The following is a 24,654-nucleotide window of genomic DNA, read 5'->3' as shown; positions in this document are numbered from 1 at the left end:
TGACCCGTTCCCCTCAGGGGGTGGCCATCTCGAACCAGACCACCTTGCCCGTCGACAGCCGGGTCGCCCCCCACCGCCGGGCGAGCCGGTTGACCAGGAACAGCCCGCGTCCGCCCTCGTCCGTCTCCCGGGCCCGCCTTTGACGGGGCAGCTGCGGGGCGTCGTCGCCGACCTCGCAGCGCAGGATGTCCGTACGCAGCAAGCGCAGCGTCACCGGACGCTCCGCGTACCGCACGGCGTTGGTCACCACCTCGCTGACCAGCAACTCCACCTCGTCCGAGAGATCGTCCAGACCCCACCGGCTCAGCGCCCTGCGGGCCAGCCTGCGCGCCCGGCCGGGTGCCGCGTCCTCCGGCTCCAGGAACCAGTACGCGACATCGCTCGGCGCGATCCCGTCGAACCGGGCGGCCAGCAGCGCGATGTCGTCGTCCCGGTCGCCCGGGCCGAGCATGTCCAGCACGTCGTCGCAGAGCGCCTCCAGCGGCGGCGAATGGTCAGGACCGGTCAGCTGCGCGGTGGTGGCGAGCCGCTCCCGCAGGATCTCGATACCCGTCCAGACGTCCCGCAGCCGCGACTCCACCAGACCGTCCGTGTACAGCAGCAGCGTGGCCCCGGCCGGCGCGTCCAGTTCGACGGCCTCGAAGTCGACCCCGCCGACACCGATCGGCGCACCCGGCGGCACCCGCAGGACCTCCGCCCGGCCGCCCAGGTGGAGCAGCACGGGCGGCGGGTGCCCCGCGTTGGCGATGGTGATGCGGTGCGCGACCGGGTCGTACACCGCGTACAGGCAGGTCGCCATGCGGTCGCTGCCGAGCCGCTGCGCCTGCTCGTCCAGGTGGTGCAGGACCTCCTGCGGAGGCAGGTCGAGGCCGGCCAGGGTCTGCGCGGTGGTGCGCAGCTGGCCCATGATCGCCGCGGACGTCATGGAGTGCCCCATCACGTCACCGACGACCAGCGCGACCCTGCTGCCGGGCAGCGGGATCGCGTCGTACCAGTCCCCGCCCACCCGGGCCGTCTCGGCGGCCGGGAGGTAGCGCGAGGCCAGCCGCACGCCCGTCGGCTGGGGAAGCGAGTCGGGCAGCATCGTGCGCTGCAGCTCGTCCGCGATGTACGCCTCGCGTCCGTACAGCACCGCCTTGTCGATGCCGAGCGCGGTGTGCGTGGCCAGCTGGGCCGCGACCAGGAGATCGTTGGCCTCGAAGGGCGGACGGTCCGTGCCGCGCAGGAAGACGGCGGCGCCGATCACCCGGCGGCGGCCTCGCAGCGGAGCCAGGATCGCGCGGTGCCCGGTCGGCACGGTCCGGCCGGCCCCCAGCAGTTCCGGCAGGGCGACGCGGGCCGCGGCGGAGTCCCCGAAGACGGGCCGTACACCGCGCAGCACCTCGTCGAGGGCGCCGCCCGTCCGGATCTCGCACAGGTCGGCGGCGGGCAGCAGCCCCGCCTGCGAGCCGGTGACGGGCAGCCGCAGCCGCTCGCCCTCAGGCCCGCCGTCGCCCTCCTCGTCGGTCAGTCGGAGCCTGTCGGTACGCCGCAGCCGCAGCACGAACGGGGTGGCCGGCCGTTCGTCGCCTACGGGGAGCGGGTCGCGGAGGTAGACGAGTATGGCGTCGGAGAACGTGGGTACGCTCGCCCGGCAGAGGCCCAGCACGATCTCGTCCAGGTCGATGCCGCGTGCGATCCGGCGGGTCGCCGCACCGACGAAACGCAGCCGGTCGCCCTCGCGACGGGACAGCGTCTGGGGGTCGGCGGTGGGTCCTGCCGCGTCCGCCGCGCCGGGCACCGGACTCGGCACCGCGTTCGGTACCGGGCCCTTCGCCGTGTTCGGCGCGGGAGAGGGACCGGGGATCGCGGCGGTGGCAGCGGCGCCCGGTGGGGCCTCCTGCTGCCGGGGCCGCGCGCGTTCCTGCGGCCGGGCGGCGAGAGGCTGCCGGCCTTCGTGGGAGGTGGGGTGCTCCGTCACGCGTGGGATTCCGTCCGTCCGGGCCGGTTGTATGAGGCAATCACCTCGGGGGGCTGCGCCACTGTGCCCCGGCAAGAGCGGTGAGAACAACGGCTGTCACCGGATGCCCTCGGAAAAGGGGCCGAAACCGGGTGCCCGGCAGGGTGGCCGGTACGAGGTCCCACGATGGCCGGGCAGCGGACAGCGTGCATGTCTCAACCCCCTCGCAGTGGTTCGTGCGCCGTGCGGCCCGACGGCTTCGTGGACCGTGTGACTCGTACGACGCGTTCGGTGACTGGTGGTCAGGCCCCGGGCCGGTCACGCCGGTTGTGGCCTGTCGTTCCGGCGGAGCGGTTCATGGAAGGCGATCCTACGTTTGCCCCCCTGGGGTGCATCAAGGGTCTCACGACGGGGTGGCGGCGGGGGTGCGGTCCCAGTCATCGGGCAGCGGGGGGACCTGCCACCGGGGGTCCGGCCGCCAGTGCTCCCAGCCGTCGCTGAACGGCGCGTCCCACCGCCGGATCACCTCGACGGCCGCCAGCCCCGCCTCGCGCACCCGCCGGGCGGTGGCCCCGTCCATCAGCCCGACCCGCTGCGCCTGCGCGAACTCGTCCTCGTCGAGCCACTCCCAGCTGTGGTCGGGACGCACGGAGATGTCGAGGAAATGGTCCTGCGAATCGACCCCGCCCGCCCAGCGTGAGCGGGGCTCCTCGAGGTTGACGTACCAGTTGCGGAAGAGCCAGCCGCGGTCCCAGAACAGCCATACCGACCAGGGGTCACCCGGCCGTGCCAGCTTCAGCACACCCGAGCCGAACCAGCGGGAGCGGACCGTCGTGCGCGGGCGGGTGTACCGGGTGGCGAGCGGCTCCGCGTGCACCTGGGTCCCGTCGGCGAGGACCGGCCTCACACACTCGGTGCCGGACGCCATCCACACCGCCAGGAGGTCGTCGGTGTCCTGCACGACGGTGACCGGCCGGCAGATGTGGACCGCGCTGCCGCCACCGTCGCCGGGCTCCCCGTTGGCCCGGTAACGCCAGAGGATCCGGTCCCCCGGCGCCCAGCGCACGCCGTCTCCCGCACCCGCCCCGGAGCCTGCTCCCGTACCCGCTTCCGTCGCTGTCATGAAGAGATCTTAGTGACGCGCCCGCCGGCGCGGTGCGTTACGCGTCAAGGCCTGGTCATACGCAGCACGTCCAGGGCCTCGTCCAGCTGTTCCCGCGTCAGGTCGCCGCGCTCGACGTAGCCTCCGGCCAGTACGGTCTCGCGGATCGTCGTGCCCTCGGCCAGGGACTTCTTGGCGACCTTCGCCGCCTCCTCGTAGCCGATGTACTTGTTCAGCGGGGTGACGACCGACGGCGAGGACTCCGCGTAGCGCCGTGCCCGTTCCACGTCGGCCGTGATGCCGTCGACCGTGCGGTCGGCGAGCAGGCGGGAGGCGTTGGCGAGCAGCCGCACCGACTCCAGCAGGTTCTTCGCGATCACCGGGAGCATCACGTTGAGCTCGAAGTTGCCGGCGGCGCCGGCGGCGGCGACCGTGGCGTCGTTCCCCGTCACCTGGGCCGCCACCATCAGCACGGCCTCGGGGATGACGGGATTGACCTTGCCCGGCATGATCGACGACCCCGGCTGCAGGTCGGGGAGGGTGATCTCGGCGAGCCCGGTGCGGGGCCCGGAGGCCATCCAGCGCAGGTCGTTGGAGATCTTGGTGAGCGAGACGGCGACGGTGCGGAGCTGGCCCGACGCCTCGACCAGTCCGTCCCGGGCGCCCTGCGCCTCGAAGTGGTTCCGGGCCTCGGTGAGCGGCAGGCCGGTCGTGCGGGCGACCTCCGCGATGACCGCGGCGGAGAAGCCGGGGGTGTGTTGATCCCGGTACCCACCGCCGTTCCGCCGAGGGGGAGTTCGGCGAGCCGGGGCAGGGAGGCGTGCAGCCGCTCGACGCCGTGGCGGATCTGCGCCGCGTAGCCGCCGAACTCCTGGCCCAGGGTGACGGGGGTGGCGTCCATCAGATGCGTACGGCCCGACTTCACGACCTCCGCGAATTCGGCCGATTTCCGCTCCAGGGACGCGGTCAGGTGTTCGAGCGCCGGAATCAGGTCGGCGGTGACGGCGGCGGTCGCGGCGATGTGGATGGACGACGGGAACACGTCGTTCGACGACTGGGAGGCGTTGACGTGGTCGTTGGGGTGGACGTCCCGCCCGAGGCGCTCGGTGGCGAGCGTGGCCACGACCTCGTTGGTGTTCATGTTGGAGGACGTGCCCGAACCGGTCTGGAACACGTCGACGGGGAAGTGCTCGTCCCAGCGTCCCGCCACCACCTCGGCGGCCGCCTCCTGGATCGCCTCCGCGATGTCCGGATCCAGCACCTCCAGTTCGGCGTTGACCTTGGCCGCCGCGGCCTTGATCCGGGCCAGCGCCTCGATGTGGGCCCGCTCCAGGCGCTGTCCGGAGATGGGGAAGTTCTCCACCGCACGCTGCGTCTGGGCACGCCACTTGGCGTGCGCGGGGACCCTCACCTCGCCCATCGAGTCGTGCTCGACGCGGTACGTCGTTTCCTCTGCCGATTCGTCCATGGTGTTCCGACCTCCTGATGCGGATGAGCGCACGGCGCGCTCCGCGTATTCCCCGGGACGCCGTCCGCCAGAAGGTATCCGGAGCCGGCCCGCCGACCCGGCCGGACACGGCGGAGGGGCGCCCGGCCGGTGGCCGGACACCCCTCGAGTCCTGCCGGCCGGATCAGCCGAGGCCGGGACCGCGGACCGGGATGCTGGTGAAGGTCGGCGCCGGGGCGGGCTCCGTGAAGAAGTCGTTGCCCTTGTCGTCGACCACGACGAACGCGGGGAAGTCCTCGACCTCGATCCGCCAGACCGCCTCCATGCCGAGCTCCTCGTATTCGACGACCTCGACCTTCTTGATGCAGTCCTGGGCGAGACGGGCGGCGGGGCCGCCGATCGAGCCGAGGTAGAACCCGCCGTGCGCGTCGCAGGCGTCCGTGACCTGCCGGGACCGGTTGCCCTTCGCGAGCATCACCTTGGAGCCGCCGGCCGCCTGGAACTGCGCGACGTAACTGTCCATGCGGCCTGCCGTCGTCGGGCCGAAGGAACCGGAGGCGTAACCCTCGGGGGTCTTCGCCGGGCCCGCGTAGTACACCGGGTGGTCCTTGAGGTACTGCGGCATCTCCTCGCCCGCGTCGAGCCGCTCCTTGATCTTGGCGTGCGCGATGTCGCGCGCCACGACCAGCGGGCCGGTCAGCGAGAGCCGGGTCTTGACGGGGTACTTGGTCAGCTCGGCGAGGATCTCGTCCATGGGACGGTTCAGGTCGATCCGCACGACGTCACCGGACTCGTCCAGGTGCTCGTCCGTGGTGTCCGGCAGGAAACGCGCCGGGTCCTTCTCCAACTGCTCCAGGAACACGCCCTCGGCGGTGATCTTCGCGGTCGCCTGGCGGTCGGCCGAGCAGGACACGGCGATCGCCACGGGGAGCGAGGCGCCGTGCCGGGGGAGCCGGACGACCCGGACGTCGTGACAGAAGTACTTGCCGCCGAACTGGGCGCCGATGCCGATTTTCTGGGTCAGCTCGAAGACCTTCTGCTCCAGCTCCTCGTCCCGGAAGCCGTGACCGGTCGGGGAACCCTCGGAGGGCAGCTCGTCGAGGTAGTGCGCGGAGGCGTACTTCGCGGTCTTCAGCGCGAACTCGGCCGACGTACCGCCCACGACGATCGCCAGGTGGTAGGGCGGGCAGGCCGCCGTGCCCAGCGAACGGATCTTCTCCTCGAGGAACTTCATCATGGAGGCCTCGTTGAGGACCGCCTTCGTCTCCTGGTAGAGGAAGGACTTGTTGGCCGAGCCGCCGCCCTTCGCCATGAAGAGGAACTTGTAGGCGCCGCCGTCCGTCGCGTACAGCTCGATCTGGGCCGGGAGGTTGGAGCCGGTGTTCTTCTCGTCCCACATGGTCAGCGGGGCCATCTGCGAGTAGCGCAGATTGAGCTTCGTGTACGCGTCGAAGATGCCGTGCGACAGCGCCTCCTCGTCCCCGCCCTGGGTGAGCACGTTCTGTCCGCGCTTGCCCATGACGATGGCCGTACCGGTGTCCTGGCACATCGGCAGGACACCCGCGGCGGCGATGTTCGCGTTCTTCAGGAGGTCCAGCGCGACGAACTTGTCGTTCGACGAGGCCTCGGGGTCGTCCACGATGCGGCGCAGCTGCGCCAGGTGGGCGGGCCGCAGGTAGTGGGAGATGTCGTGCATGGCCTCGGCGGCGAGGGTGCGCAGGGCCTCCGGAGCCACCTTGAGGAACGTACGGCCGTCGGCCTCGAAGGTCGAGACGCCCTCGGCGGTCACCAGCCGGTACGGCGTGGTGTCCTCTCCCAGGGGAAGCAGATCGGAGTACGCAAACTCTGGCATTACGGCCATTCCTCACTCGGTGACAGCGGCTGACCTCCCTTGGGCAGCGCATCCCCCAGGGTAGGACCCCCGGGGCCCGCCGGGCCTGTGAGGTAAGGCTCACCCGGGCCGCCCGGCCGCCGTCCGAACCGCTGCCCGGCCGCCGTCCGAAGCGTCGGCCGGAATCCAGGGAAGGCCGGTGAGGCACTGGTCGCGATCTATCGCGTTTCGGTAGGCTGGTTCGGTGGACCTCGAGAAGCAGCCTCAGCAGCCCGTCGCACCGGCAGCTCCCGCGCCTGCCGGAATTCGCGCTTCCGACGCGGACCGCGACCGGATCGCGGACATCCTGCGGGAGGCGATGGCGGAGGGCCGGCTGACCGCCGAGGAGCACGCCGAGCGGGTCGACCTGGTCTACCGGGCCAAGACCGTCGGTGAACTGGAACCGCTGGTCCAGGACCTGCCCACACCGGGCGGCACCGCCCGGCAGGCTTCCCCGTCCTACGGATACGGCCCCGAGGGCGCGGGCGGGCCCGCCGAGAACCTGGTGGCGGTCTTCAGCAGCTCCACCCGCAGGGGCCGTTGGCGCGTCGGCGGCCGCACGAACGCCTTCTCGCTCTTCGGCAGCGTCGAGATCGACCTGACCGAGGCGCTGTTCGGTCAGCGTCTGACGGTCATCAACGCGACGTCCATCTGTGGCAGCGTCGAGATCAAGGTGCCCGAGAACATCTCGCTGCGAGGCAGCGGTACAGGCATTTTCGGCAATTTCGAGGTCGACACACTGGAATCCGCCGACCCGGAGGCACCGGTCGTCGTGGTCAACGGTTACTCGGTGTTCGGGAACGTCGAGGCAAAGCCCAAGCGCGGCAAGCTCATCGCCAACCTCCACAGGCAGTTGCGGAAGCATCTCGGCCACTGAGGCCGGGCGGCGGGCAGCGACTGTTTCAGGCCAGTCGGTGATGTGAGGCCGCCGACGCGGCCCCGGGGCGGCGCCACTCAGTGCTTAGGCGTGCGTACAGCGGGTAGGGAGTGCTGCATCGCCTCTCGCTCACGAAGCCCCAAGCCGTCGTCAGGAGTGGACCGTGCTGCACATGCCACATCAGCCCCTGCAGGTCGCCGCCGTGCCGCCCCAGCGCACACCCGCGCGGGAGGACCAGGCGGGGCCCTGGCACTCGGAGGCGGTGTGCCGCCGGGACGAAGCCGGGCTGTTCTTCGCCCCGTCGAAGGAGCCGACCGCTGCCCGGCTGGCCCGGGAAGAGGCCGCGAAACAGGTCTGCGCGAGATGTCCGGTGATGGTGGAGTGCCGGGAGCACGCGCTCGACCAGCCCGAGCCCTACGGGGTGTGGGGCGGTCTCACCGCCGCCGAACGCCGGGTGGTGCTCGCACGGCGCCGCAGGCGTGACATCGAGCTCAAGGCCGCGTCCCAGGCGGGGCGCATAGCCGCGGCGGGCTGAGCCCGCGTGATCACGGATGTGGGGCCGCCCGGCCGGGCGGCCCCACATCCGTGCGTACGGGGCTACTTGGCGCGGTCGAAGTCGATCGCGCTGTAGGCGCGGAGCTTCGAGAGCCGGTGTGTCGAGTCGATCCTGCGGATCGTGCCCGACTTGGACCGCATCACCAGGGACTCCGTGGTGGCCGTCTCCGCGCGGTACCGCACACCGCGCAGCAGTTCACCGTCGGTGATCCCGGTTGCGACGAAGAACACGTTGTCCCCGCTGACGAGGTCGTCCGTCGACAGGACCCGGTCCAGGTCGTGGCCGGCGTCCAGCGCGCGCTGCCGCTCGGCCTCGTCCTTCGGCCAGAGCTTTCCCTGGATGACACCGCCGAGGCACTTTATGGCGCAGGCCGAGATGATGCCCTCGGGTGTGCCGCCGATGCCCATGAGCAGGTCGACGCCGGTCCCCTCGCGGGCAGCCATGATCGATCCGGCGACGTCGCCGTCGGAGATGAACTTGATCCTTGCGCCGGTCTCCCGGATCTCCTTGACGACGCCCTCGTGCCGGGGGCGGTCCAGGATGACGACGGTGACGTCCTCGGGGGCCGAGTTCTTGGCCCGGGCGACGCGCCGGATGTTCACGGACACCGGCGCGTTGATGTCGACGAAGTCGGCGGCCTCGGGGCCGGTGACCAGCTTGTCCATGTAGAAGACCGCGGAGGGGTCGAACATCGAGCCGCGGTCCGCGGCCGCGAGTACGGCGATCGCGTTGGGCATGCCCTTGGCGTTGAGCGTGGTGCCGTCGATCGGGTCGACGGCGATGTCGACCTCGGCTCCGGTGCCGTCGCCGACGCGCTCGCCGTTGAACAGCATGGGGGCTTCGTCCTTCTCGCCCTCACCGATGACGACGATGCCGTTCATCGACACGGTGGAGACGAGCGTACGCATGGCCTTCACGGCGGCACCGTCGGCGCCGATCTTGTCGCCGCGGCCGACCCAGCGCCCGGCGGCCATGGCGGCGGCCTCGGTGACCCGCACCAGCTCCAGGGCCAGGTTGCGGTCGGGGGCCTCCGGGGAGACCTCGAGCTGGGACGGCAGATGATGCTCGGACATCGGAGCGCACCTTTCTGTACGACGACGACCGGAAAAGAGGGTGGTGTGACTCTATCGGTAGGTCGATAAAATGAGCAGGGCGGGTCACTTATGAGCGGACTCCCGATGGCGGAGCGCCCGGAGGCCCATGCCACCATTGAGTCCGTGGCAAGCAAGCGAGGCAAGCAGACCGTCCGGGACATGATCCTGTCGATGCTCGTGATCACCGCAGTGGCGGGCGTCGTCTACATCTTCATTCCGCACGACGACAAGGCCGACCCGATCAAGGCGGTCGACTACCGGGTCGAGCTCGCGACGGCCCGCCGTGCCGCGCCGTATCCGGTGGCGGCCCCGGACGGCCTGGCGAAGGGCTGGAAGCCCACCTCCGTCTCGTACGAGGGCCGCAACGGCGCCGGCTGGCACCTGGGCTTCCTCGACCCGGACGACAGGTACGTCGCCGTGGAGCAGTCGACGACCCCGGCGAGGAAGTACGTGCCCCAGGTCAGCCGTGACGCCGAGGACACCGGGCGCACGCGCGAGGTCTCGGGCCGGGCCTGGGAGGTCTGGGAAGGGCCGAAGTACGACGCCCTCGTGCTGCACGCCGAGGGCGTGACGACGGTCGTCACCGGCTCGGCACCGTCGGACCGGCTGGCCGAGATGGCCGCCGCGCTGAAGACGGACCCGGCGGCCACCGCCTCCGAGGAGCCCGCCGCCTCCTGACGGCCTGCCGGTGCCGCCGTGCCCCAGTGTCGCCGTGTTCCGTGCCGACGTACGGCTTGTGCGGCCCCGATCGGCTCCGATCGGCTCCGAGAACCGGGAGAGCCCCGCGACGCCGAGCGTCGCGGGGCTCTCGTCTTCCGGGAGGGGATCGGGTCCGCCGTCCCGGAAGGGGGATCAGACGGTGGTGACGACCTCGTCGTAGGACAGGCGCGGCAGGCGCGGGAACCAGGCGTCCTCGCCCGGCTTGCCGATGTTGACGGCCATGAGCAGCTTGTGGTCGCCGTCCAGGAACTCCTTCTCGATGCCCGCGGCGTCGAAGCCGGTCATCGGGCCGGCGGCCAGACCGGCGGCGCGGACGCCGATGATGAAGTAGGCGGCCTGCAGTGCGGCGTTCAGTGCGGCGGACTGCTCGCGGACCGGGCGCTCGGAGAAGAACGCGTCCTTGGCCTGCGGGAAGTGCGGCAGGAGGGCCGGGAGTTCCTCGTGGAACTCGTGGTCCGCGACGAGGAGCGCGACCAGCGGGGCGGTGGAGGTCTTCGGACGGTTGCCCTCGGCCATGTGCTTGACCAGGCGCTCGCGGCCTTCGGCCGAGCGGACGAGCACGACGCGCAGCGGCGACTGGTTGAAGGCGGTGGGGCCGTACTTGACCAGGTCGTAGATCGCCTGGACCTGCTCGTCGGTCACCGGCTCGTCGGTGAACGTGTTGGCAGTGCGTGCCTCACGGAAGAGGAGGTCCTGGGCGGCGGGGTCAAGAACGAGGGACATCTGGGGGGTTACCTTCCGAACGGATGCGTCGAGCGATGCGATCACCGTAACCGAAGAATAGATTAAAGTTCAACTAAATCGGTCCGGGGGTGATCCACTGCACACCACCCGGGGATGCCTCGCCCGTCCGGCGCCGACGGTCCCGGCGGACCGCTCAGTCCGTGCCGCCGTCGCCCTCCGAGGGCTCCCGGGGACCCGCCAGGGCCGCGTCCAGGCGGGCCCGCGCGCCCTCCAGCCAGTGCCGGCACACCTTGGCCAGCTCCTCGCCGCGCTCCCACAGGGCCAGCGACTCCTCCAGCGTCGTCCCGCCCGCCTCCAGGCGGCGTACGACCTCGATCAGCTCGTCCCGCGCCTGTTCGTACCCGAGAGTGCCCGCCGTGGCAGCCGTCGTCGTCCCGTCGTCCGTCATGCCGACCACCCTATGTGCGGGCTCCGACAACGCCGGCCCCTCACTCCGCGACCCGTACGGTGAACTCGCCCTCGGAGACCCGCGCCCGCAGCTCCCCGCCCGGCGCCCCGGCATCCGCGGGGGAGCGGACCACATGGCCGTCCGGCCGCTGCAGGACGGCGTAACCCCGCTCCAGCGTCGCCGCCGGTGACAGCGCCACGACCCGGGCCCGGGTGTGCGCGAGCTCCGAGTCGGCGCGGTCCAGCAGGTGCCCGAGCACCCTGCGGCTCCGCCCGACCAGCGCGTCGACCTCGGCCTCCCGCTCGTCCACCATCCGCTGCGGACGCTCCATCGAGGACCTGCCCAGCGCGTGCGCGAGCCCCCGCTCCTCCCGGTCGATCAGCCCGCGCACGGTCCGCAGCGCCCGGTCCCGGAGCTGCTGGACGCGGTCGAGCTCCTCGCCCACGTCCGGCACGACCTTCTTCGCCGCGTCCGTCGGCGTCGAGGCCCGCACATCCGCCACCAGGTCGAGGAGCGGCGAGTCCGGCTCGTGCCCGATGGCGGAGACCACCGGCGTCCGGCACGCGGCCACCGCCCGGATCAGCGCCTCGTCCGAGAAGGGCAGCAGGTCCTCGACGCTGCCGCCGCCGCGGGCGACGACGATCACGTCGACCTCCGGCAGCCCGTCCAGCTCCTGCACCGCCTGGACCACCTGGTTCACGGCGTGCACGCCCTGCACCGCGGTGTTGCGCACCTCGAAGCGCACCGCGGGCCAGCGCCGCCTGGCGTTCTCCAGCACATCGCGCTCCGCCGCGGAGGCCCGCCCGGAGACCAGGCCGATCAGCTGCGGGAGGAACGGCAGAGGCTTCTTCCGGTCCAGGGCGAAGAGCCCCTCGGCCGCCAGCGACTTCTTCAGCTGCTCCAGCCGCACCAGCAGCTCGCCGATGCCCACCGGCCGTATCTCCGTGGCACGCAGGGACAACTGCCCGCGAGGGGCGTACCACTCGGGCTTGGCGAGGACGACCACCCGAGCGCCCTCCGTCACGACGTCGGCGATCCGGTCGAAGACCTGCCGGAAGCAGGTCACGCTGACCGAGATGTCATGGGACGGGTCACGCAGCGTCAGGAACACCACCCCGGCACCCGGCCGGCGTGACAGCTGGGTGATCTGCCCCTCCACCCAGACGGCGCCGAGCCGGTCGATCCACCCGCCGATCAGCCGTGACACGTCGCCGACGGGCAGCGGGGCTTCCGGGGACGTAGTGAGAGCCATACGGGCGAGCGTATCGGCCGGCGCCGACAATCAGGCGGCCCGCCGCCCCCACTGCACCGCGAGCACCACGAGCCCGATCCCCAGCCAGCACAGCCCCACCAGCTGGGCGCTCGTCGTCGCCTCGAGGATCACCGCGACCAGGACGGCCGCGCCCACCACCGGCATCAGCACATGGCGCCACCAGCTGGGCGGGCCCTCCATCCGGCGCACGGCGAACCAGCCCACCACCGACGCGTGCAGCAGCACGAACGCCGTGAGCGCGCCGACGTCCACCACCGAGACCAGATGGTCGAGCCCGTCGTCGCGCCGGGCCGCCCACACCGCCGCGACCAGCGTCACCACCGCGGCGCACACGATCGCCACACGCGGCACCCCGGACCTGGTGTCGATCCGGGACAGGAAGGAGGGGAGCCGCCGCTCCCGGGCCATCGCGAACACCAGGCGTCCGGCAGCCGCCTGCCCGGCCAGGGCCGCGAAGGCCGCGCCGATCGCCTTGCTGACGGCCACCAGGTCGTGCAGCCACGTCCCGACCGAGGCGTCGACGGCGTCGTAGAACGCCGACCCCTGCTTCACCGGGTCCGCCGCGAGCTCCGCCGAGCTCATCGGCTCCAGCAGCGCCGCCAGGTACGACTGGACGATGAACAGCGCCCCGGCGAGCACCAGGCAGAACAGCACCGCCCGCGCCACCTTCGCCGAACCGCCCGTCACCTCCTCCGCGAACGAGGCGATCGCGTCGAAGCCCAGATAGGACAGCACGGCGACGGACACCGCACCCAGCACCGCCGTCGTCGAGAACCCGGTGTCACCGGTGAGCGGAGTCAGCCAGCCGCGCTCCGCCCCGTCCCTGGCCAGCACCACCACGGCCGAGACCACGAACACCAGCAGCACCACGATCTCCATGGCGAGCACCGCGAAGCCCACCCGGGCCGCCGCCCGTACACCCCACAGGTTGAGCGCGGTCGTCACGACGACCGCGACGGCCGTCCACACCCAGCGGGACACCTCGGGGACCAGCGCGTTCATCGCGATCCCCGAGAACAGGTAGGCGACCGCCGGGATGAGCAGGTAGTCGAGCATCGCCATCCAGCCCGCGATGAACCCGGGCCCCTCCCCGAGACCCTTGCGGGCGTACGCGAAGACCGACCCGGCGAGCGGGGCGACGTGGACCATCTGGGCGTAGCTGAAAGCGGTGAAGGCCATCACCACGGTCGCCACGAGGTACACCAGCGCCACGGCCCCGTCGGACTTGGCGTCCAGCGTGCCGAACACGCCGACCGGAGCCATGGGGGCGATGAACAGCAGCCCGTAGACCACGAGGTCCCGGAACCCGAGTGTGCGCCGAAGCTTTCCCTCGGCCGTGCTGCCGCCGCTGACCGCCATGGAGCCTCCGTCGCTGGATTGCGTACGCCTCAGTCTCCCGACCCCGCCGATCCGGCGCCTGTTCGGTACGGCCTTACGATGGGACGCATGACTGCAACGCCCAGCCCGTCACCCGCCACCGCCGCGAGCGGAGACGCTTCGCGCAGCAGTGGCGAACGCCGTGTCCTGCTCGCCGCACCCCGCGGCTACTGCGCGGGCGTGGACCGCGCCGTGATCGCCGTCGAGAAGGCCCTGGAGCAGTACGGTGCCCCGGTCTACGTCCGCCACGAGATCGTGCACAACAAGTACGTCGTGCAGACGCTCGAGAAGAAGGGCGCGATCTTCGTCGACGTGACCGCGGAGGTGCCCGAGGGCTCCATCGTGATGTTCTCCGCGCACGGGGTCGCCCCGACGGTCCACGCGGAGGCGGCCGAGCGCAAGCTCGCCACGATCGACGCGACCTGCCCGCTGGTCACCAAGGTCCACAAGGAAGCCGTCCGGTACGCCAAGGAGGACTACGACATCCTCCTGATCGGCCACGAGGGCCACGAGGAAGTCATCGGCACGAGCGGCGAGGCCCCCGACCACATCACGCTGGTCGACGGCCCCGACGACGTCAGACACGTCGAGGTCCGCGACGAGTCGAAGGTCGTCTGGCTCTCCCAGACCACGCTCTCCGTCGACGAGACGATGGAGACCGTAGGGGCGCTCAAGAACAAGTTCCCGAACCTCCTCTCCCCGCCGAGCGACGACATCTGCTACGCCACGCAGAACCGTCAGGTGGCGGTGAAGAAGCTGGCCGAGGACGCCGAGCTGGTCATCGTCGTCGGCTCGAAGAACTCCTCCAACTCGATCCGCATGGTCGAGGTCGCCCTGGACGCCGGCGCACCGGCCGCCCACCTGGTGGACTTCGCCTCCGAGATCGACGAGGCCTGGCTGGAGGGCGTCACCACGGTCGGCCTCACCTCGGGGGCCTCGGTGCCCGACGTACTGGTCGACGGCGTGCTGGAGTGGCTGGGCGAGCGCGGTTACGCGGACGTCGAGACGGTGAAGACCGCGGACGAGTCGATCACCTTCTCGCTGCCCAAGGAGCTCCGGCGCGACCTCCGCGCCGAGGCGGCCGCGCTCTCCGCCGAGTGACCCCGGACGGACCCCGGGCGCGCCCGCTTCCGTGAGGTGGCCGGGGCGCGCCCGCTTCCCCGTGAGGTGGCCCCTGCGCGCGGGGGCCGTCCGGGCGGGTGGGCGGTCCCGGGGGAACCCACCGGATCGCCCCTCCGGGGGAGTGATCCGCGCCACCTGCACGTACCGTGGCTCACATGGAGATCTTCGGTGTGGACATCGGCGGTTCAGGAATCAAGGGCGCGCCCGTGGACCTGGACCGCGGAGAGCTGGCGCAGGAGCGCCACAAGGTACTGACACCCCACCCGGCCACGCCCGCGAGCGTGGCCGACGGTGTGGCCGAGGTCGTCGGCCATTTCGACTGGAAGGGCCCGGTCGGCATCACGTTCCCCGGAGTCGTCACCGGTGGCATCACCCGGACCGCGGCCAACGTGGACAAGGGCTGGATCGACACGGACGCCCGGAAGCTGCTCAGCGAGCGCATCGGGCAGCCGGTCACGATCCTCAACGACGCCGACGCCGCCGGTGTCGCCGAGATGACCTTCGGCGCGGGCCGTGACCGCAAGGGCACCGTGATCATGCTGACCCTCGGAACGGGCATCGGCAGCGCGGTCTTCACCGACGGGCAGCTGGTCCCCAACACGGAGCTCGGTCACCTGGAGCTGCACGGCCACGACGCGGAGAAGCGCGCCTCCACGAAGGCCAAGGAGGACGAGGACCTCAGCTGGCACCACTGGGCGCACCGCGTGCAGAAGTACCTGGTCCACGTGGAGATGCTGTTCTCGCCCGAGCTGTTCATCATCGGCGGCGGGGTCAGCCGCAAGGCGGAGAAGTTCCTGCCGCTCATCGAGAACGTACGTGCCGAGATCGTCCCGGCCCAGTTGCAGAACAACGCGGGCATCGTCGGGGCGGCCATGGCTGCCGCCGGCAAGTAGGTCTCCGAGACCCCTAAGCGCGGGGGCGGCGGGCGGCCGCCCGGTCGGCCCTGAGCAGGTGGCGCTGCCGCTCCCGCATCTGCCGGATCTTGCGTACCGAGGCGATGAGACCGGCGACGAGCGTGCCCCCGTAGAGCCAGCCGGCGTGGACGGCGAGCGCGGTCACGACGGCCATCGCCTGCCCGCCGAAGCCTCCGGTGCCCCCGGCCACGGGGATCACACCGACCGCGAAGGCGATGGGCACGATGATCGGGGCGGTCACCAGGTCGGCGGGGCGCACCCAGAGCGCGGTCAGGGCGCTGACGGGAAGGAACAGCACCCCGTACACGATCTCCGAACCGCCGAGAAGCAGTTGGTCGGCACAGGCCAGCAGGAACATGGCCAAGGCCGCGAAGAGCCCGGCGCCGATACCCGTCAGCCGGGGGTTGGGGAATCTCCGCAGCGCCAGGACCACGGGCGCCACGCCGCCCGGCCGGGAACCCCGCCCCGGGGCCGTAGCCGGGGCCGGGGCGACCGCCACCGACACCGGACCGCCGGCCGGGACCTCGCCGAGACCGCCGGACGGTACGGGCTGAGCCTGCGCGGGCTGCCTGCGCTGCGGGGTACGTGTCCTGTGCTGCTCCACCCCGACAACCTAGGTCGCCGGGTGCGTTCTTTCGGGCGTTGGACACGCGCTTTGGCCTACCTTGGCGTTGCGTTCGATCCCACACGGCCGAAACAGCACCGTTCGGCCCCTGACCGGACTCCGTCCCCGCACCCGTGACGGGCCGCCCGGCCCCGCCCGTAAACTGGAGAATCGGCCCACCCACGGGCCCGCCCGCGCAGCCCCTCTCCTCACTTCAGGAAGTCGCCAAAGTGTCGCTCACGATCGGAATCGTCGGTCTGCCGAATGTCGGCAAGTCGACCCTGTTCAACGCCCTGACCAAGAACGACGTGCTGGCGGCCAACTACCCGTTCGCCACCATCGAGCCGAACGTCGGCGTCGTGGGCGTCCCCGACCCCCGCCTGGACAAGCTCGCCGAGATCTTCAGCTCGCAGAAGCTGCTCCCCGCCACCGTCGACTTCGTCGACATCGCGGGCATCGTGCGCGGCGCGAGCGAGGGCGAGGGCCTGGGCAACAAGTTCCTCGCGAACATCCGCGAGTCCGACGCGATCTGCCAGGTCATCCGCGCCTTCAAGGACGAGAACGTCGTCCACGTCGACGGCAAGGTCTCGCCCAAGGACGACATCGAGACCATCAACACCGAGCTGATCCTGGCCGACCTCCAGTCCGTCGAGAAGGCCGTCCCGCGTCTCACGAAGGAGTCGCGCCTCCAGAAGGAGAAGGTCGCGGTCCTCGCCGCCGTCGAGGAGGCCCAGAAGATCCTCGAGGCGGGCGACACCCTCTTCTCGCAGGGCATCACGGCCGGCACCGAGAAGGGACGTCTCCTCCACGAGCTGCACCTGCTCACGACGAAGCCCTTCCTGTACGTCTTCAACGTCGACGAGGACGAGCTGGTCGACGAGGACTTCAAGAACGAGCAGCGCGCCCTGGTCGCCCCGGCCGAGGCCATCTTCCTGAACGCCAAGATCGAGTCCGAGCTGATCGAGCTCGACGACGACGAGGCCCTGGAGCTCCTCCAGTCCATGGGCCAGGAGGAGCCCGGCCTGGCCACCCTCGGCCGCGTCGGCTTCGACACCCTAGGCCTCCAGACCTACCTCACGGCAGGTCCGAAGGAAGCCCGCGCCTGGACGATCAAGAAGGGCGCCACGGCCCCCGAGGCGGCCGGTGTGATCCACACCGACTTCCAGAAGGGCTTCATCAAGGCGGAGATCGTCTCCTTCGACGACCTCGTCGAGACGGGCTCCGTCGCCGAGGCCCGCGCCAAGGGCAAGGCGCGCATGGAGGGCAAGGACTACGTGATGCAGGACGGCGACGTGGTGGAGTTCCGCTTCAACGTCTGACGAGTCGCCGAGAAACGTGCCCGGCCCGTCTGCCGACGGGCCGGGCGGCACAGAGTTGAAGTGAGTTCGGCTCATCGGTGCGGCGGCCCGTGCCCTTCGAAGTGCCGAACTCCCTGGCGACCCACCGCGACCCACCGCGACCGAGGGGCACGTGGCGCTGCGCGAGGGGGTTCAGGGCCCGCCCACCGCCAGGTCCGAGCCCGTGAGCCGCACCCTGATGCCGTCCTCGGCGACGCGGACGTCCCGCAGCCTCACTTCCCCGTGCTCGGGCTCCGGGAGCTCGAAGGCGAGGGACAGCCTGTCGGCCAGGACCGGGCGGGTGAGGCGGGACAGGGTGTCGAGGAGGTCCGGGTCCAGGCCCAGGGCGCCCAGCACCTCGGGGTTGTCCTTCGCCAGGTCGATGAGGTCGAGGCTCCGGGCCTGGCGGGCGAAGTGCGGGGAACCGGTCAGTTCCGTGAGCTTGCCGTCGTCGCTCAGGCTCTCGCGCACGGTCGCCTTCGGTACCCCCAGTCGTTGCGCGACCGCCGGGACCGACAGCAGCGCCTTCGCCTTGCGGGTCTCCCGGGCGAGGTCCGCCGATGCCTTCCGCGTCAGGTGCAGGCCTTCCGACGCGCGGGCGCCGGGGCGGTAGGTGGCCAGGTCGCCGATGTCCAGGCGCATGCCGCCGATCTCCGTGGCGATGCCCCGCTCCGCCTGACGCCGGATGGTGGCCTCGGCGTGCAGCCGCAGGTCGTGCCCGGCGACCGGCAGGGTTCCCCGGGCCTTGACGCGGTTCCTGCCGTCGTCGCTGAACGTCACCTGGGAGGCGCCGAGTTCGCGGTTGAGGTCGGCGAAGGACAGCAGGACGTCGCCGTCGAGCCGGGGGATGTCGGCGCCGCGTATCGACGTCAGGCCGTCGGCGTCCAGCCGGATGTCGTGCGCCGTGGCCGACACCTTCGCCAGCGACACCCGGTCCGCCGCCACGTCGGGCACGGTCACCCGCACAGAGTCCAGCTTCTTGTCGGCGAGCTGGGTGAGGAAGGGGAAGCCGCCGATCTCCACCTCGGGGGCCGCGGTCAGGTCCAGTTGGCTCTTGAGGGTGTCGGCCGCCTTCCCCTCGGCGTACAGCACCGCCCAGCGGTCGGCCAGGGTGACAAAAGCGGTGAGGACGACCAGGCCCACCACCGCCTTCGCGGCGAGCGGGAGCCCGGCGAGACGCCGGCGGCGGCGCCGGGTGCCGCGGTGATCGGCACGTGGGGCCCGCTCCGGCTCCCGCCGCGCGCTCCACCGGGCCTGGTCCTCGCCGCGGAAGCCACCGGGTGACTCCCCGGGGAACTCTCCGGGAGGCACGTCGGCGAGGGCTCCGAGCTCCTCGTAGGGGTCGCGGGGTGCTGCGGGCCGGTCGTGGGGGTGAGGACGCGGATCCATGCGGTGAGGGGTGTGCATCAGCTCATCCGAACATGAGGACCAGCCCCGCTCGCAACTCGGACCCGTGGTGAGCGACCTGACTCACGGTCGGTCCTCAGCGCGCCTCCGCTCCGTGCGGACCGTCAGTTCGCTCACGCCCGCCGGCTTCTCCGCGTCCGCGGAGCGGACCGTCAGCCGGACCTGGCGGGCCGTGTCGCCCGGCCGGTACGGACGCCACGCGCGGCCGTCCAGAGAGGTCTCCAGGGTGTGCGAGGCCGGGGCGGTGTCCGTCCAGCGAGGCGTGAGCGAGACGATCCGCGTCACCTTGCGCAGGGCCACCGTCAGCGCGCCGGTCGCGCCGTCCGGCGACCAGGAGGTCGCCGGGCTGCCGTCCACGGCCGCCTCGGCGTACAGGCCCGGGGACTCGGAGGTGGCGGTCGCCGGGCGGCATCGGGCCGCGTCGGTCGTCGGGGTGAGGTCGGGGCGGCGGGTGGGGAGCGTGAGCGTGCCGGACAGACGGCGCGGGCCCGCCGGGGTGTGGACGGTGAAGGGGGCGCCGTCCGTCAGCCGGACCGTGGTGGTCCGGGGGCCGATGGCCACGTCGTACGTACGGCCCCGGTAGCGCAGCCCGGTCAGTTCCACGCCTTCGCGGAGCTGCGGGGGCAGGAGCGGGTCGAGGCGTACGCCGTCCTCGCGCAGCCGGAGGCCGGTCAGACCGTGCGTGAAGACCTGGAGGAAGCCGCCCTTCCCGGTCAGGAAGTCCTCGGCGGGGAAGCCCGAGAGCGGGTCCTCGGCCCCGGACTTCTCGCCCCGGGCCTCGGAGAACAGGTGGTACGGGCCACGGACGAACGGACGCACGGCGCGCCGGAGATACGTGTACGTCGCACAGCCCGGCTCCCCGATCGCGGCGGCGTCGACCGCGTGCACCGAGTCCGTCATCGCGGGGCCGTCCGGGTCGGTGCGTGCGGCGTAGTGGTCGAGCGTCGCGGCGGCGGCGCCCTCCTCCATCGGCCACTCCAGCGGGTGGATCAGCAGCACCGTGTCGGCCTGCTTGATCGTCGAGCCGTTGTACCCGGCGTACTGGAGGTAGATCTTCCGCTCGGCGTCGTACGGGATGCGCAGCCCGTCGGCGACGCGGGTCCAGCCGGCGGGTGCCGGGTGCCCGAGGAGTCCGGCGGCGCGGGTGGCGTTGCGCAGGGCCGTGGCGGCCACGGCGTTGGTGAAGACGCCGTCCGTGACGCCGTTGCTGTACTCGTCGGGGCCCGCGACGTTCTCCACCGACCAGCTGCCGTCGGCGTTCGCCGTGGCGCGTGACTGCCAGAAGTCCGCGATGCCCTTCAGCAGGGGCCAGCCCCGGCCGGCCAGCCAGGCGCGGTCACCGGTGGCCAGGTAGTACTGCCAGACGGCAAGCGCGATGTCGCCCTGGAGGTGGTTCTGGGTGAGGCAGTGCGGCGGTTCCCAGCTCTGGCACTCGGAGTCCAGACGGCCCCGGCTCGCGCTGGTCCAGGGGTAGAAGAGCCCGTCGTGGCCCAGCTTCCGGGCGTTCGCGCGGGCGGCGTCCCGGGTGCGGTAGCGGTACTCGACGACGGAGCGGGCCAGTTCGGGCCGGGTGGCGAGCAGGCCCGGATACATCCAGGTCTCGGCGTCCCAGAACACCATGCCCGCGTAGTTGTCGCTGGTCAGCCCGGCAGGGGCGATGCTGTCCGAGGAACCGGGCCGGGTGTTGGCGAGCAGCCCGTACTGGGCGGCTCGCAGCCAGGCCTGGAGGTCCGGGCTGCCCGATACCCTGACGTCGGACGCCCAGGCCCGGCGCCAGGCGGCGGCGTTGGAGGCGAGGACCCCGTTCCAGCCGCGCCGTGCGGCGCGCTCGGCCGCCCCGGTGGCGGAGGCGCGCGGATCGCGGGAGGTCAGAGAGGTGTCGACGCCCACGTACTTCTCGAAGGTGTACGAGCGGCCGGACCTGACCCGGGTGGTGCGGGCGCCGTCGGTGCCCCGCTGCACGATCGCGCCCCGGATGCCCGTGCCGAGAGTGCGGAACGTGCCGTCGGCGGCGGCCGTGACCCGGCGCGCCCCGCGCCCGTCCAGCCGGCCCGTCACCGTCGCGGTGCCGGTCCAGTGCGGGGTCATCCGCAGGCGTACGGCGCCCGTGTGCACGTCGGAGCGGTCGGCCAGCACCTCGTAGGTCAGATCGGTCGCGCGGCCGTCGGCCGTGGTCCACCTCAGGGACGTGACCACGGTGCCGCAGCGCAGGTGCAGGGTCTGGCGGTAGCGGGAGACACGGCCGGCGGGGGTGGCGGAGCCGTACGTCTCGGAGCCGACCCTTACGTCGAGCGTGGTCCACGACGGCAGGGCGGCGATCACCTCGCGGCCCTCGGCGAGGCCCTCCTCGCGGGCGTACAGCCCGGAGACGAAGGCTCCGTCGTACCGTGGTGTGTAGAGGGGCCAGCCCGTCTTCCCGCCCGTGGCGGCGTACCCGGCGCCGGTGGCGGGCACGCGGTGGCCCAGGTAGCCGTTGCCGACATAGGGGTCGTATCCCAGGGCCTCGCCGAAGGTGGTGGACGTGGGTGCCCACGAGGCGTCCGAGGGCGGTCCGGTGCTGCCGCACACGGGGTCCGGGACGGCCTGTCCGGCGGCGTGGGAGAGCGGCGGCAGGGGGGCGATCAACGCGCCCGCGACCAGGGGCACGAGAACGGACATGCGCGTGATTCTCACCGCACGAAGGTAGGCAGGGCGACGCCCCCGGTGCGGTAACGGCGCGCGGAACGAGCGGACCGGTCCACGACCGGAGGCAGGGAGAGCGGCATGTCGTATCCGGAGCCCGTCTACACCGGCGGCGAGGGCGAGATCAATGCGGAGTACCGTCCGGCCGGAACCACCCCGAACCTGCTGACGCGCAGCGGCGGCAGCACCCACTACCTGGCCACCGCGGAGTCGACGCACGGTGAGTTCGGGCTGTACCGGATCAACATGGGCCCACGGGCCGGCGGCCCGGCCGAGCACTTCCACCGGTCGATCTCGGAGTCGTTCTTCATCCTCGACGGGACGGTGCGGATCTACGACGGCGAGCGGTGGACCGACGCCACGGCGGGCGACTTCCTCCACGTCCCCCAGGGCGGTCTGCACGCCTTCCGCAACGACTCCGACGAACCCGCCTCCATGCTGCTGCTCTTCACCCCGGGCGCGCCCCGCGAGGAGTACTTCGAGAAGGTGGGGCAGGTCTCCGACTGGCCCGAGAAGGAACGGGCGGAGTTCTTCATCAAGCACGACACGTACTGGACGGACTGACGGCGCTCACGTCACCGGGAGCCGACGGAACGGAGCCTGGCCGGGCCTCAGGGTGCGAGGCCCGTCTTGAGGCCGGCCCCGCAGAGCGGGACCACCACGCTCCGGTCCGTCTCACCGCCCACGGCGGCCCAGCAGGCGACCCCGGTCGTCTCGACGAAGAAGCCCCGGGCGGCCAGATCCCGCTGTGCCGCACGGATCTGGTCCTCCGTCACCGTCAGGAAGGTGCCGCCCGACTCACGGACCGCGGAGAGGATCTGCCGGGCGCGCGGCGGCCGGGGGATGGCGATCCCCTCGGCGAGCGTGGGCCGGGTCCGCTCCGGAGGGCCGGACAGCCCGTCGTCACCCGCCCGGAACGCGGCGGCCAGCGGCGAGGCGGCCTCCGCCTGGACGGCGATCAGGGCGGGGCGCCGGTCGATCAGGCCGTGGGAGAGGAGCTCCGCGGTGGCGAGGGCCGCGCCCAGGAGCAGCGTGCCGTTGCCGACCGGTACGGCGATGGCCTCGGGCAGCGTGCCGCCCAGGTCCTCCCAGATCTCGTAGACGTACGTCTTCGTGCCGTGCAGGAAGAACGGGTTGAAGACGTGCGAGGCGTAGAAGGTGCCGGGTGCGTCCGCCGCCGCCCGGGCGGCCGACGCGGTGGCCTCGCGGCCGCCGGGCACCGTCACCAGCCGGGCGACGTGGGCCCGGATCTGCTCGGTCTTCTTGGGGGAGGTCCCCTCGGGGACGTAGACCGTGCACGGCAGCCCGGCCCGGGCGCAGTACGCGGCGACGGCTGTCCCCGCGTTGCCGCTGCTGTCCGCGACGACCCGCTCCGGGGAGAGCCTGCGGGCCAGTTCGGCCAGCATCACCGCCCCCCGGTCCTTGAAGGAGAGGGTGGGCATCAGGAAGTCGAGCTTGGCCGACACCCGTTCGGTGAGGGGGACGAGCGGGGTACGGCCCTCGCCGAGGGAGACGGCCGGGCCGGAGAGCGGGAGGGCCTCCTCGTAGCGCCACAGCGAGTTGACCCGACCGCTCAGGGAGCCGAGGCCGACCGGTCGCGCGGCACCGGTGTCGAGGTCCCAGGGGCCTGCGCAGACCGGGCAGCACCAGCCCGGGGCGGTGACGTCGGCCCGCGATCCGTCCAGCGGGCAGAAGTAGGTCGCCGAGGGCAGTGGGGAGTCGCTCATACGGCGAATGTACGGCCCCGCGACGTCGGTGATCCAGCCCCGGCGGCGGCCGTGCGGGGCGTGGTCGCCGCCCCGCACGGCCGCAGGAGGTCTAGCGCCTCCCCAGCCCCCGGGCGACCTCGGCCATCAGCTCGCCGTCGTCCGTGTCGCCGTCCAGCGACCAGAACATAGCCCCGCCGAGACCCCGTTCGCGGATGTACGAGGTCTTGGCGCGCAGCACCTGCGGGTCGTCGTACGTCCACAGGGTCGTGCCGTCGAACAGCCAGGCGTGGCCGTTTTTGACGTCCCGGTGCACCGTGTACTTCCCGGACGCGGCCAGCTTCTTGAGGGCCTTGTAGTCCTCGTAGCCGGCGGCCCAGGTGGCGGGCGCGGGTGCTGTCGCCGGCTGCCCGAGACCGTCGCCGCCCCCGGTGACGCCGGTCCAGCCCTGACCGTAGAACGGCATGCCCATCACCAGCTTGCGGGCCGGGGCGCCCCGCCTGATCCAGTCGCGGACCGTCCGGTCGACGCTGAAGTCACCCTTGGCGTACAGGGCGGACTGCTGGGCGGTCGTCGTCTCGCCGGAGACGTGGAAGTCGTACCCCTGGAGGTTGACGAAGTCGAAGTCCCGCATGATGCGCGGTACGTCGAACCCCGCGTCGATCTTCGCGGGCGCGGTGGGGACGAAGGCGGACAGCTCGTAGTGCTTCGGCTTCCCCTTCCTGGCGCTTTTCGCGTGGGCGTCGAGCTGGGTGCGGAACTCGTGCACCAGGGCGGTGAAGTTCCGCTTGTCCTCGGGGCGGTACACCGTGTCCGTGTCGCCCGCCGAGCCGGGCCACTCCCAGTCGAGGTCGATACCGTCGAACAGGCCGGCCGCCGCTCCCTCGCCGCCGCGGGCGCCGTCCACCGGCAGGTCGCCCTTGATGTACAGGTCGATGCAGGACGAGACGAGAGCCTTGCGGGAGGCGGCGGTGCGCGCCGCGTCCGAGAAGTGGGTGGACCAGCTCCAGCCGCCCAGGGAGATCATCACCTTGAGGCCGGGGTGCGCGGCCTTGAGTTCGCGCAACTGGTTGAAGTTGCCCGCGAGGGGCTGCGTGTCGGTGTCGGCGACGCCGTCGACCGAACCGGCGGCGTCCAGCGGACGGGCGTAGTCCGCCCAGGCGTCGGCCTCGCCGGGCACGTTGCCGGTGAAGCACCGGCCTTCGGCGCTGACGTTGCCGAAGGCGTAGTTGATGTGGGTGAGCCTGGCCGCCGCACCGCTGGTGTCCAGGTCCTTGACCTGGAAGTCGCGTCCGTAGACGCCCCATTGGGTGAAGTAGCCGACGCTCCGGTAGGCGCGCCCGTGCCGGTCCGGGCCGCGGTCGTGGGCGGGCGGGCCGGCCGTGGCGGCGGGGGCGAGGCCGGCCAGCAGGGCCAGGGCGCAGGCGGCGGTGGTCAGTCCGGTCAGGGTTCTTCGGCGCATGGGGCTCGTTCCTGTGCGTGGTCCGGGATGGAT

20 protein-coding genes and 1 pseudogene are annotated in these 24,654 nt (G+C 71.8%); 7 read left to right on the top strand and 14 right to left on the bottom strand.

Annotated features, from left to right (window positions below):
* Positions 1-13: 13 nt before the first annotated feature.
* The 4 genes and pseudogenes from P8A20_RS12790 to P8A20_RS12775 all read right to left on the bottom strand — a co-directional run bounded on the left by P8A20_RS12790 (position 14) and on the right by P8A20_RS12775 (position 6,340).
* Positions 14-1,960 carry a SpoIIE family protein phosphatase gene (locus tag P8A20_RS12790; RefSeq protein ID WP_147959300.1) on the bottom strand — a complete coding sequence of 649 codons (1,947 nt, stop codon included), beginning with the start codon at positions 1,958-1,960 and terminating at the stop codon, positions 14-16.
* 382 nt (positions 1,961-2,342) lie between these two features.
* Positions 2,343-3,062 (bottom strand): cytidylyl-2-hydroxypropylphosphonate hydrolase, encoded by a 720-nt coding sequence (gene fomD, locus P8A20_RS12785; protein ID WP_147959301.1) that lies wholly within the window; start codon positions 3,060-3,062, stop codon positions 2,343-2,345.
* Between the two features lie 44 nt (positions 3,063-3,106).
* A pseudogene (locus tag P8A20_RS12780) lies at positions 3,107-4,509 on the bottom strand (class II fumarate hydratase).
* Between the two features lie 163 nt (positions 4,510-4,672).
* A complete protein-coding gene (locus P8A20_RS12775) occupies positions 4,673-6,340 on the bottom strand; it encodes a fumarate hydratase (protein ID WP_147959303.1) in 1,668 nt (555 codons plus the stop codon).
* Between the two features lie 223 nt (positions 6,341-6,563).
* Between P8A20_RS12775 and P8A20_RS12770 the strand changes: the two genes are divergently transcribed.
* Entirely contained in the window at positions 6,564-7,235 is a 672-nt protein-coding gene (locus P8A20_RS12770; RefSeq protein WP_147959304.1) for a DUF1707 SHOCT-like domain-containing protein, read from the top strand.
* Positions 7,236-7,398: 163 nt separating this feature from the next.
* Entirely contained in the window at positions 7,399-7,770 is a 372-nt protein-coding gene (locus P8A20_RS12765; protein WP_147959305.1) for a WhiB family transcriptional regulator, read from the top strand.
* Between the two features lie 62 nt (positions 7,771-7,832).
* Here P8A20_RS12765 and glpX read toward each other — a convergent pair whose 3' ends face one another.
* The gene (gene glpX, locus P8A20_RS12760) at positions 7,833-8,864 is read right to left on the bottom strand and encodes a class II fructose-bisphosphatase (protein WP_147959306.1); all 1,032 of its coding nucleotides are present in this window, start codon (positions 8,862-8,864) and stop codon (positions 7,833-7,835) included.
* A 144-nt stretch (positions 8,865-9,008) separates the two neighbouring features.
* On the opposite strand from glpX, the gene P8A20_RS12755 reads away from it, so the two are divergent.
* Positions 9,009-9,563 (top strand): DUF4245 domain-containing protein, encoded by a 555-nt coding sequence (locus P8A20_RS12755; protein WP_147959307.1) that lies wholly within the window; start codon positions 9,009-9,011, stop codon positions 9,561-9,563.
* A 174-nt stretch (positions 9,564-9,737) separates the two neighbouring features.
* Here the strand turns inward: P8A20_RS12755 and P8A20_RS12750 are convergent, their stop codons facing one another.
* From P8A20_RS12750 to P8A20_RS12735, 4 genes are all read right to left on the bottom strand, one after another.
* Complete coding sequence (locus P8A20_RS12750) at positions 9,738-10,328, bottom strand: malonic semialdehyde reductase (RefSeq protein ID WP_147959308.1); 591 nt, start codon at positions 10,326-10,328, stop codon at positions 9,738-9,740.
* Between the two features lie 154 nt (positions 10,329-10,482).
* Positions 10,483-10,737, bottom strand: a complete 255-nt coding sequence (locus P8A20_RS12745) for an exodeoxyribonuclease VII small subunit (protein ID WP_147959309.1) — start codon at positions 10,735-10,737, stop codon at positions 10,483-10,485.
* Between the two features lie 40 nt (positions 10,738-10,777).
* The gene (xseA, locus tag P8A20_RS12740) at positions 10,778-11,989 is read right to left on the bottom strand and encodes an exodeoxyribonuclease VII large subunit (protein WP_306103529.1); all 1,212 of its coding nucleotides are present in this window, start codon (positions 11,987-11,989) and stop codon (positions 10,778-10,780) included.
* A gap of 30 nt (positions 11,990-12,019) precedes the next feature.
* On the bottom strand, positions 12,020-13,369 hold the full coding sequence (locus P8A20_RS12735) for an APC family permease (protein ID WP_147959311.1): 1,350 nt from the start codon (positions 13,367-13,369) through the stop codon (positions 12,020-12,022).
* Between the two features lie 78 nt (positions 13,370-13,447).
* Here P8A20_RS12735 and P8A20_RS12730 point away from each other — a divergent pair, with 78 nt between their 5' ends.
* Entirely contained in the window at positions 13,448-14,488 is a 1,041-nt protein-coding gene (locus P8A20_RS12730) for a 4-hydroxy-3-methylbut-2-enyl diphosphate reductase (RefSeq protein WP_371606169.1), read from the top strand.
* A 176-nt stretch (positions 14,489-14,664) separates the two neighbouring features.
* A complete protein-coding gene (ppgK, locus tag P8A20_RS12725) occupies positions 14,665-15,402 on the top strand; it encodes a polyphosphate--glucose phosphotransferase (protein ID WP_147959313.1) in 738 nt (245 codons plus the stop codon).
* A 13-nt stretch (positions 15,403-15,415) separates the two neighbouring features.
* On the opposite strand, the gene P8A20_RS12720 is transcribed toward ppgK, so the two are convergent.
* Entirely contained in the window at positions 15,416-16,027 is a 612-nt protein-coding gene (locus tag P8A20_RS12720) for a DUF6542 domain-containing protein (RefSeq protein WP_147959314.1), read from the bottom strand.
* Between the two features lie 230 nt (positions 16,028-16,257).
* Here P8A20_RS12720 and ychF point away from each other — a divergent pair, with 230 nt between their 5' ends.
* Positions 16,258-17,346 (top strand): redox-regulated ATPase YchF, encoded by a 1,089-nt coding sequence (ychF, locus tag P8A20_RS12715; RefSeq protein WP_147959315.1) that lies wholly within the window; start codon positions 16,258-16,260, stop codon positions 17,344-17,346.
* A gap of 171 nt (positions 17,347-17,517) precedes the next feature.
* Here ychF and P8A20_RS12710 read toward each other — a convergent pair whose 3' ends face one another.
* Positions 17,518-18,771 (bottom strand): LmeA family phospholipid-binding protein, encoded by a 1,254-nt coding sequence (locus P8A20_RS12710; protein WP_306103528.1) that lies wholly within the window; start codon positions 18,769-18,771, stop codon positions 17,518-17,520.
* A gap of 63 nt (positions 18,772-18,834) precedes the next feature.
* On the bottom strand, positions 18,835-21,429 hold the full coding sequence (locus tag P8A20_RS12705; RefSeq protein ID WP_371934395.1) for a glycosyl hydrolase family 65 domain-containing protein: 2,595 nt from the start codon (positions 21,427-21,429) through the stop codon (positions 18,835-18,837).
* 105 nt (positions 21,430-21,534) lie between these two features.
* On the opposite strand from P8A20_RS12705, the gene P8A20_RS12700 reads away from it, so the two are divergent.
* Positions 21,535-22,017 carry a cupin domain-containing protein gene (locus P8A20_RS12700; protein WP_147959318.1) on the top strand — a complete coding sequence of 161 codons (483 nt, stop codon included), beginning with the start codon at positions 21,535-21,537 and terminating at the stop codon, positions 22,015-22,017.
* Positions 22,018-22,064: 47 nt separating this feature from the next.
* Here P8A20_RS12700 and P8A20_RS12695 read toward each other — a convergent pair whose 3' ends face one another.
* Positions 22,065-23,180, bottom strand: coding sequence for a pyridoxal-phosphate dependent enzyme (locus P8A20_RS12695; RefSeq protein WP_306103526.1), 1,116 nt, complete (start codon positions 23,178-23,180; stop codon positions 22,065-22,067).
* Between the two features lie 91 nt (positions 23,181-23,271).
* On the bottom strand, positions 23,272-24,621 hold the full coding sequence (locus tag P8A20_RS12690; protein WP_147959320.1) for a glycoside hydrolase family 18 protein: 1,350 nt from the start codon (positions 24,619-24,621) through the stop codon (positions 23,272-23,274).
* Between the last annotated feature and the right edge of the window lie 33 nt (positions 24,622-24,654).

Source organism: Streptomyces sp. Alt3 (assembly GCF_030719215.1).
GTDB lineage: Bacteria > Actinomycetota > Actinomycetes > Streptomycetales > Streptomycetaceae > Streptomyces > Streptomyces glycanivorans.
This window is presented reverse-complemented; position numbering and strand designations above follow the sequence as displayed.

Coding starts and splice junctions, on each gene's coding strand:
- P8A20_RS12710 (WP_306103528.1), bottom strand. CDS start 18,771: ATGCACACCCCTCACCGCATGGATCCGCGTCCTCACCCCCACGACCGG.
- ppgK (WP_147959313.1), top strand. CDS start 14,665: ATGGAGATCTTCGGTGTGGACATCGGCGGTTCAGGAATCAAGGGCGCG.
- fomD (WP_147959301.1), bottom strand. CDS start 3,062: ATGACAGCGACGGAAGCGGGTACGGGAGCAGGCTCCGGGGCGGGTGCG.
- xseA (WP_306103529.1), bottom strand. CDS start 11,989: ATGGCTCTCACTACGTCCCCGGAAGCCCCGCTGCCCGTCGGCGACGTG.
- P8A20_RS12775 (WP_147959303.1), bottom strand. CDS start 6,340: ATGCCAGAGTTTGCGTACTCCGATCTGCTTCCCCTGGGAGAGGACACC.
- P8A20_RS12690 (WP_147959320.1), bottom strand. CDS start 24,621: ATGCGCCGAAGAACCCTGACCGGACTGACCACCGCCGCCTGCGCCCTG.
- P8A20_RS12695 (WP_306103526.1), bottom strand. CDS start 23,180: ATGAGCGACTCCCCACTGCCCTCGGCGACCTACTTCTGCCCGCTGGAC.
- P8A20_RS12735 (WP_147959311.1), bottom strand. CDS start 13,369: ATGGCGGTCAGCGGCGGCAGCACGGCCGAGGGAAAGCTTCGGCGCACA.
- P8A20_RS12745 (WP_147959309.1), bottom strand. CDS start 10,737: ATGACGGACGACGGGACGACGACGGCTGCCACGGCGGGCACTCTCGGG.
- P8A20_RS12730 (WP_371606169.1), top strand. CDS start 13,448: ATGGGACGCATGACTGCAACGCCCAGCCCGTCACCCGCCACCGCCGCG.
- glpX (WP_147959306.1), bottom strand. CDS start 8,864: ATGTCCGAGCATCATCTGCCGTCCCAGCTCGAGGTCTCCCCGGAGGCC.
- P8A20_RS12700 (WP_147959318.1), top strand. CDS start 21,535: ATGTCGTATCCGGAGCCCGTCTACACCGGCGGCGAGGGCGAGATCAAT.
- P8A20_RS12750 (WP_147959308.1), bottom strand. CDS start 10,328: ATGTCCCTCGTTCTTGACCCCGCCGCCCAGGACCTCCTCTTCCGTGAG.
- P8A20_RS12705 (WP_371934395.1), bottom strand. CDS start 21,429: ATGTCCGTTCTCGTGCCCCTGGTCGCGGGCGCGTTGATCGCCCCCCTG.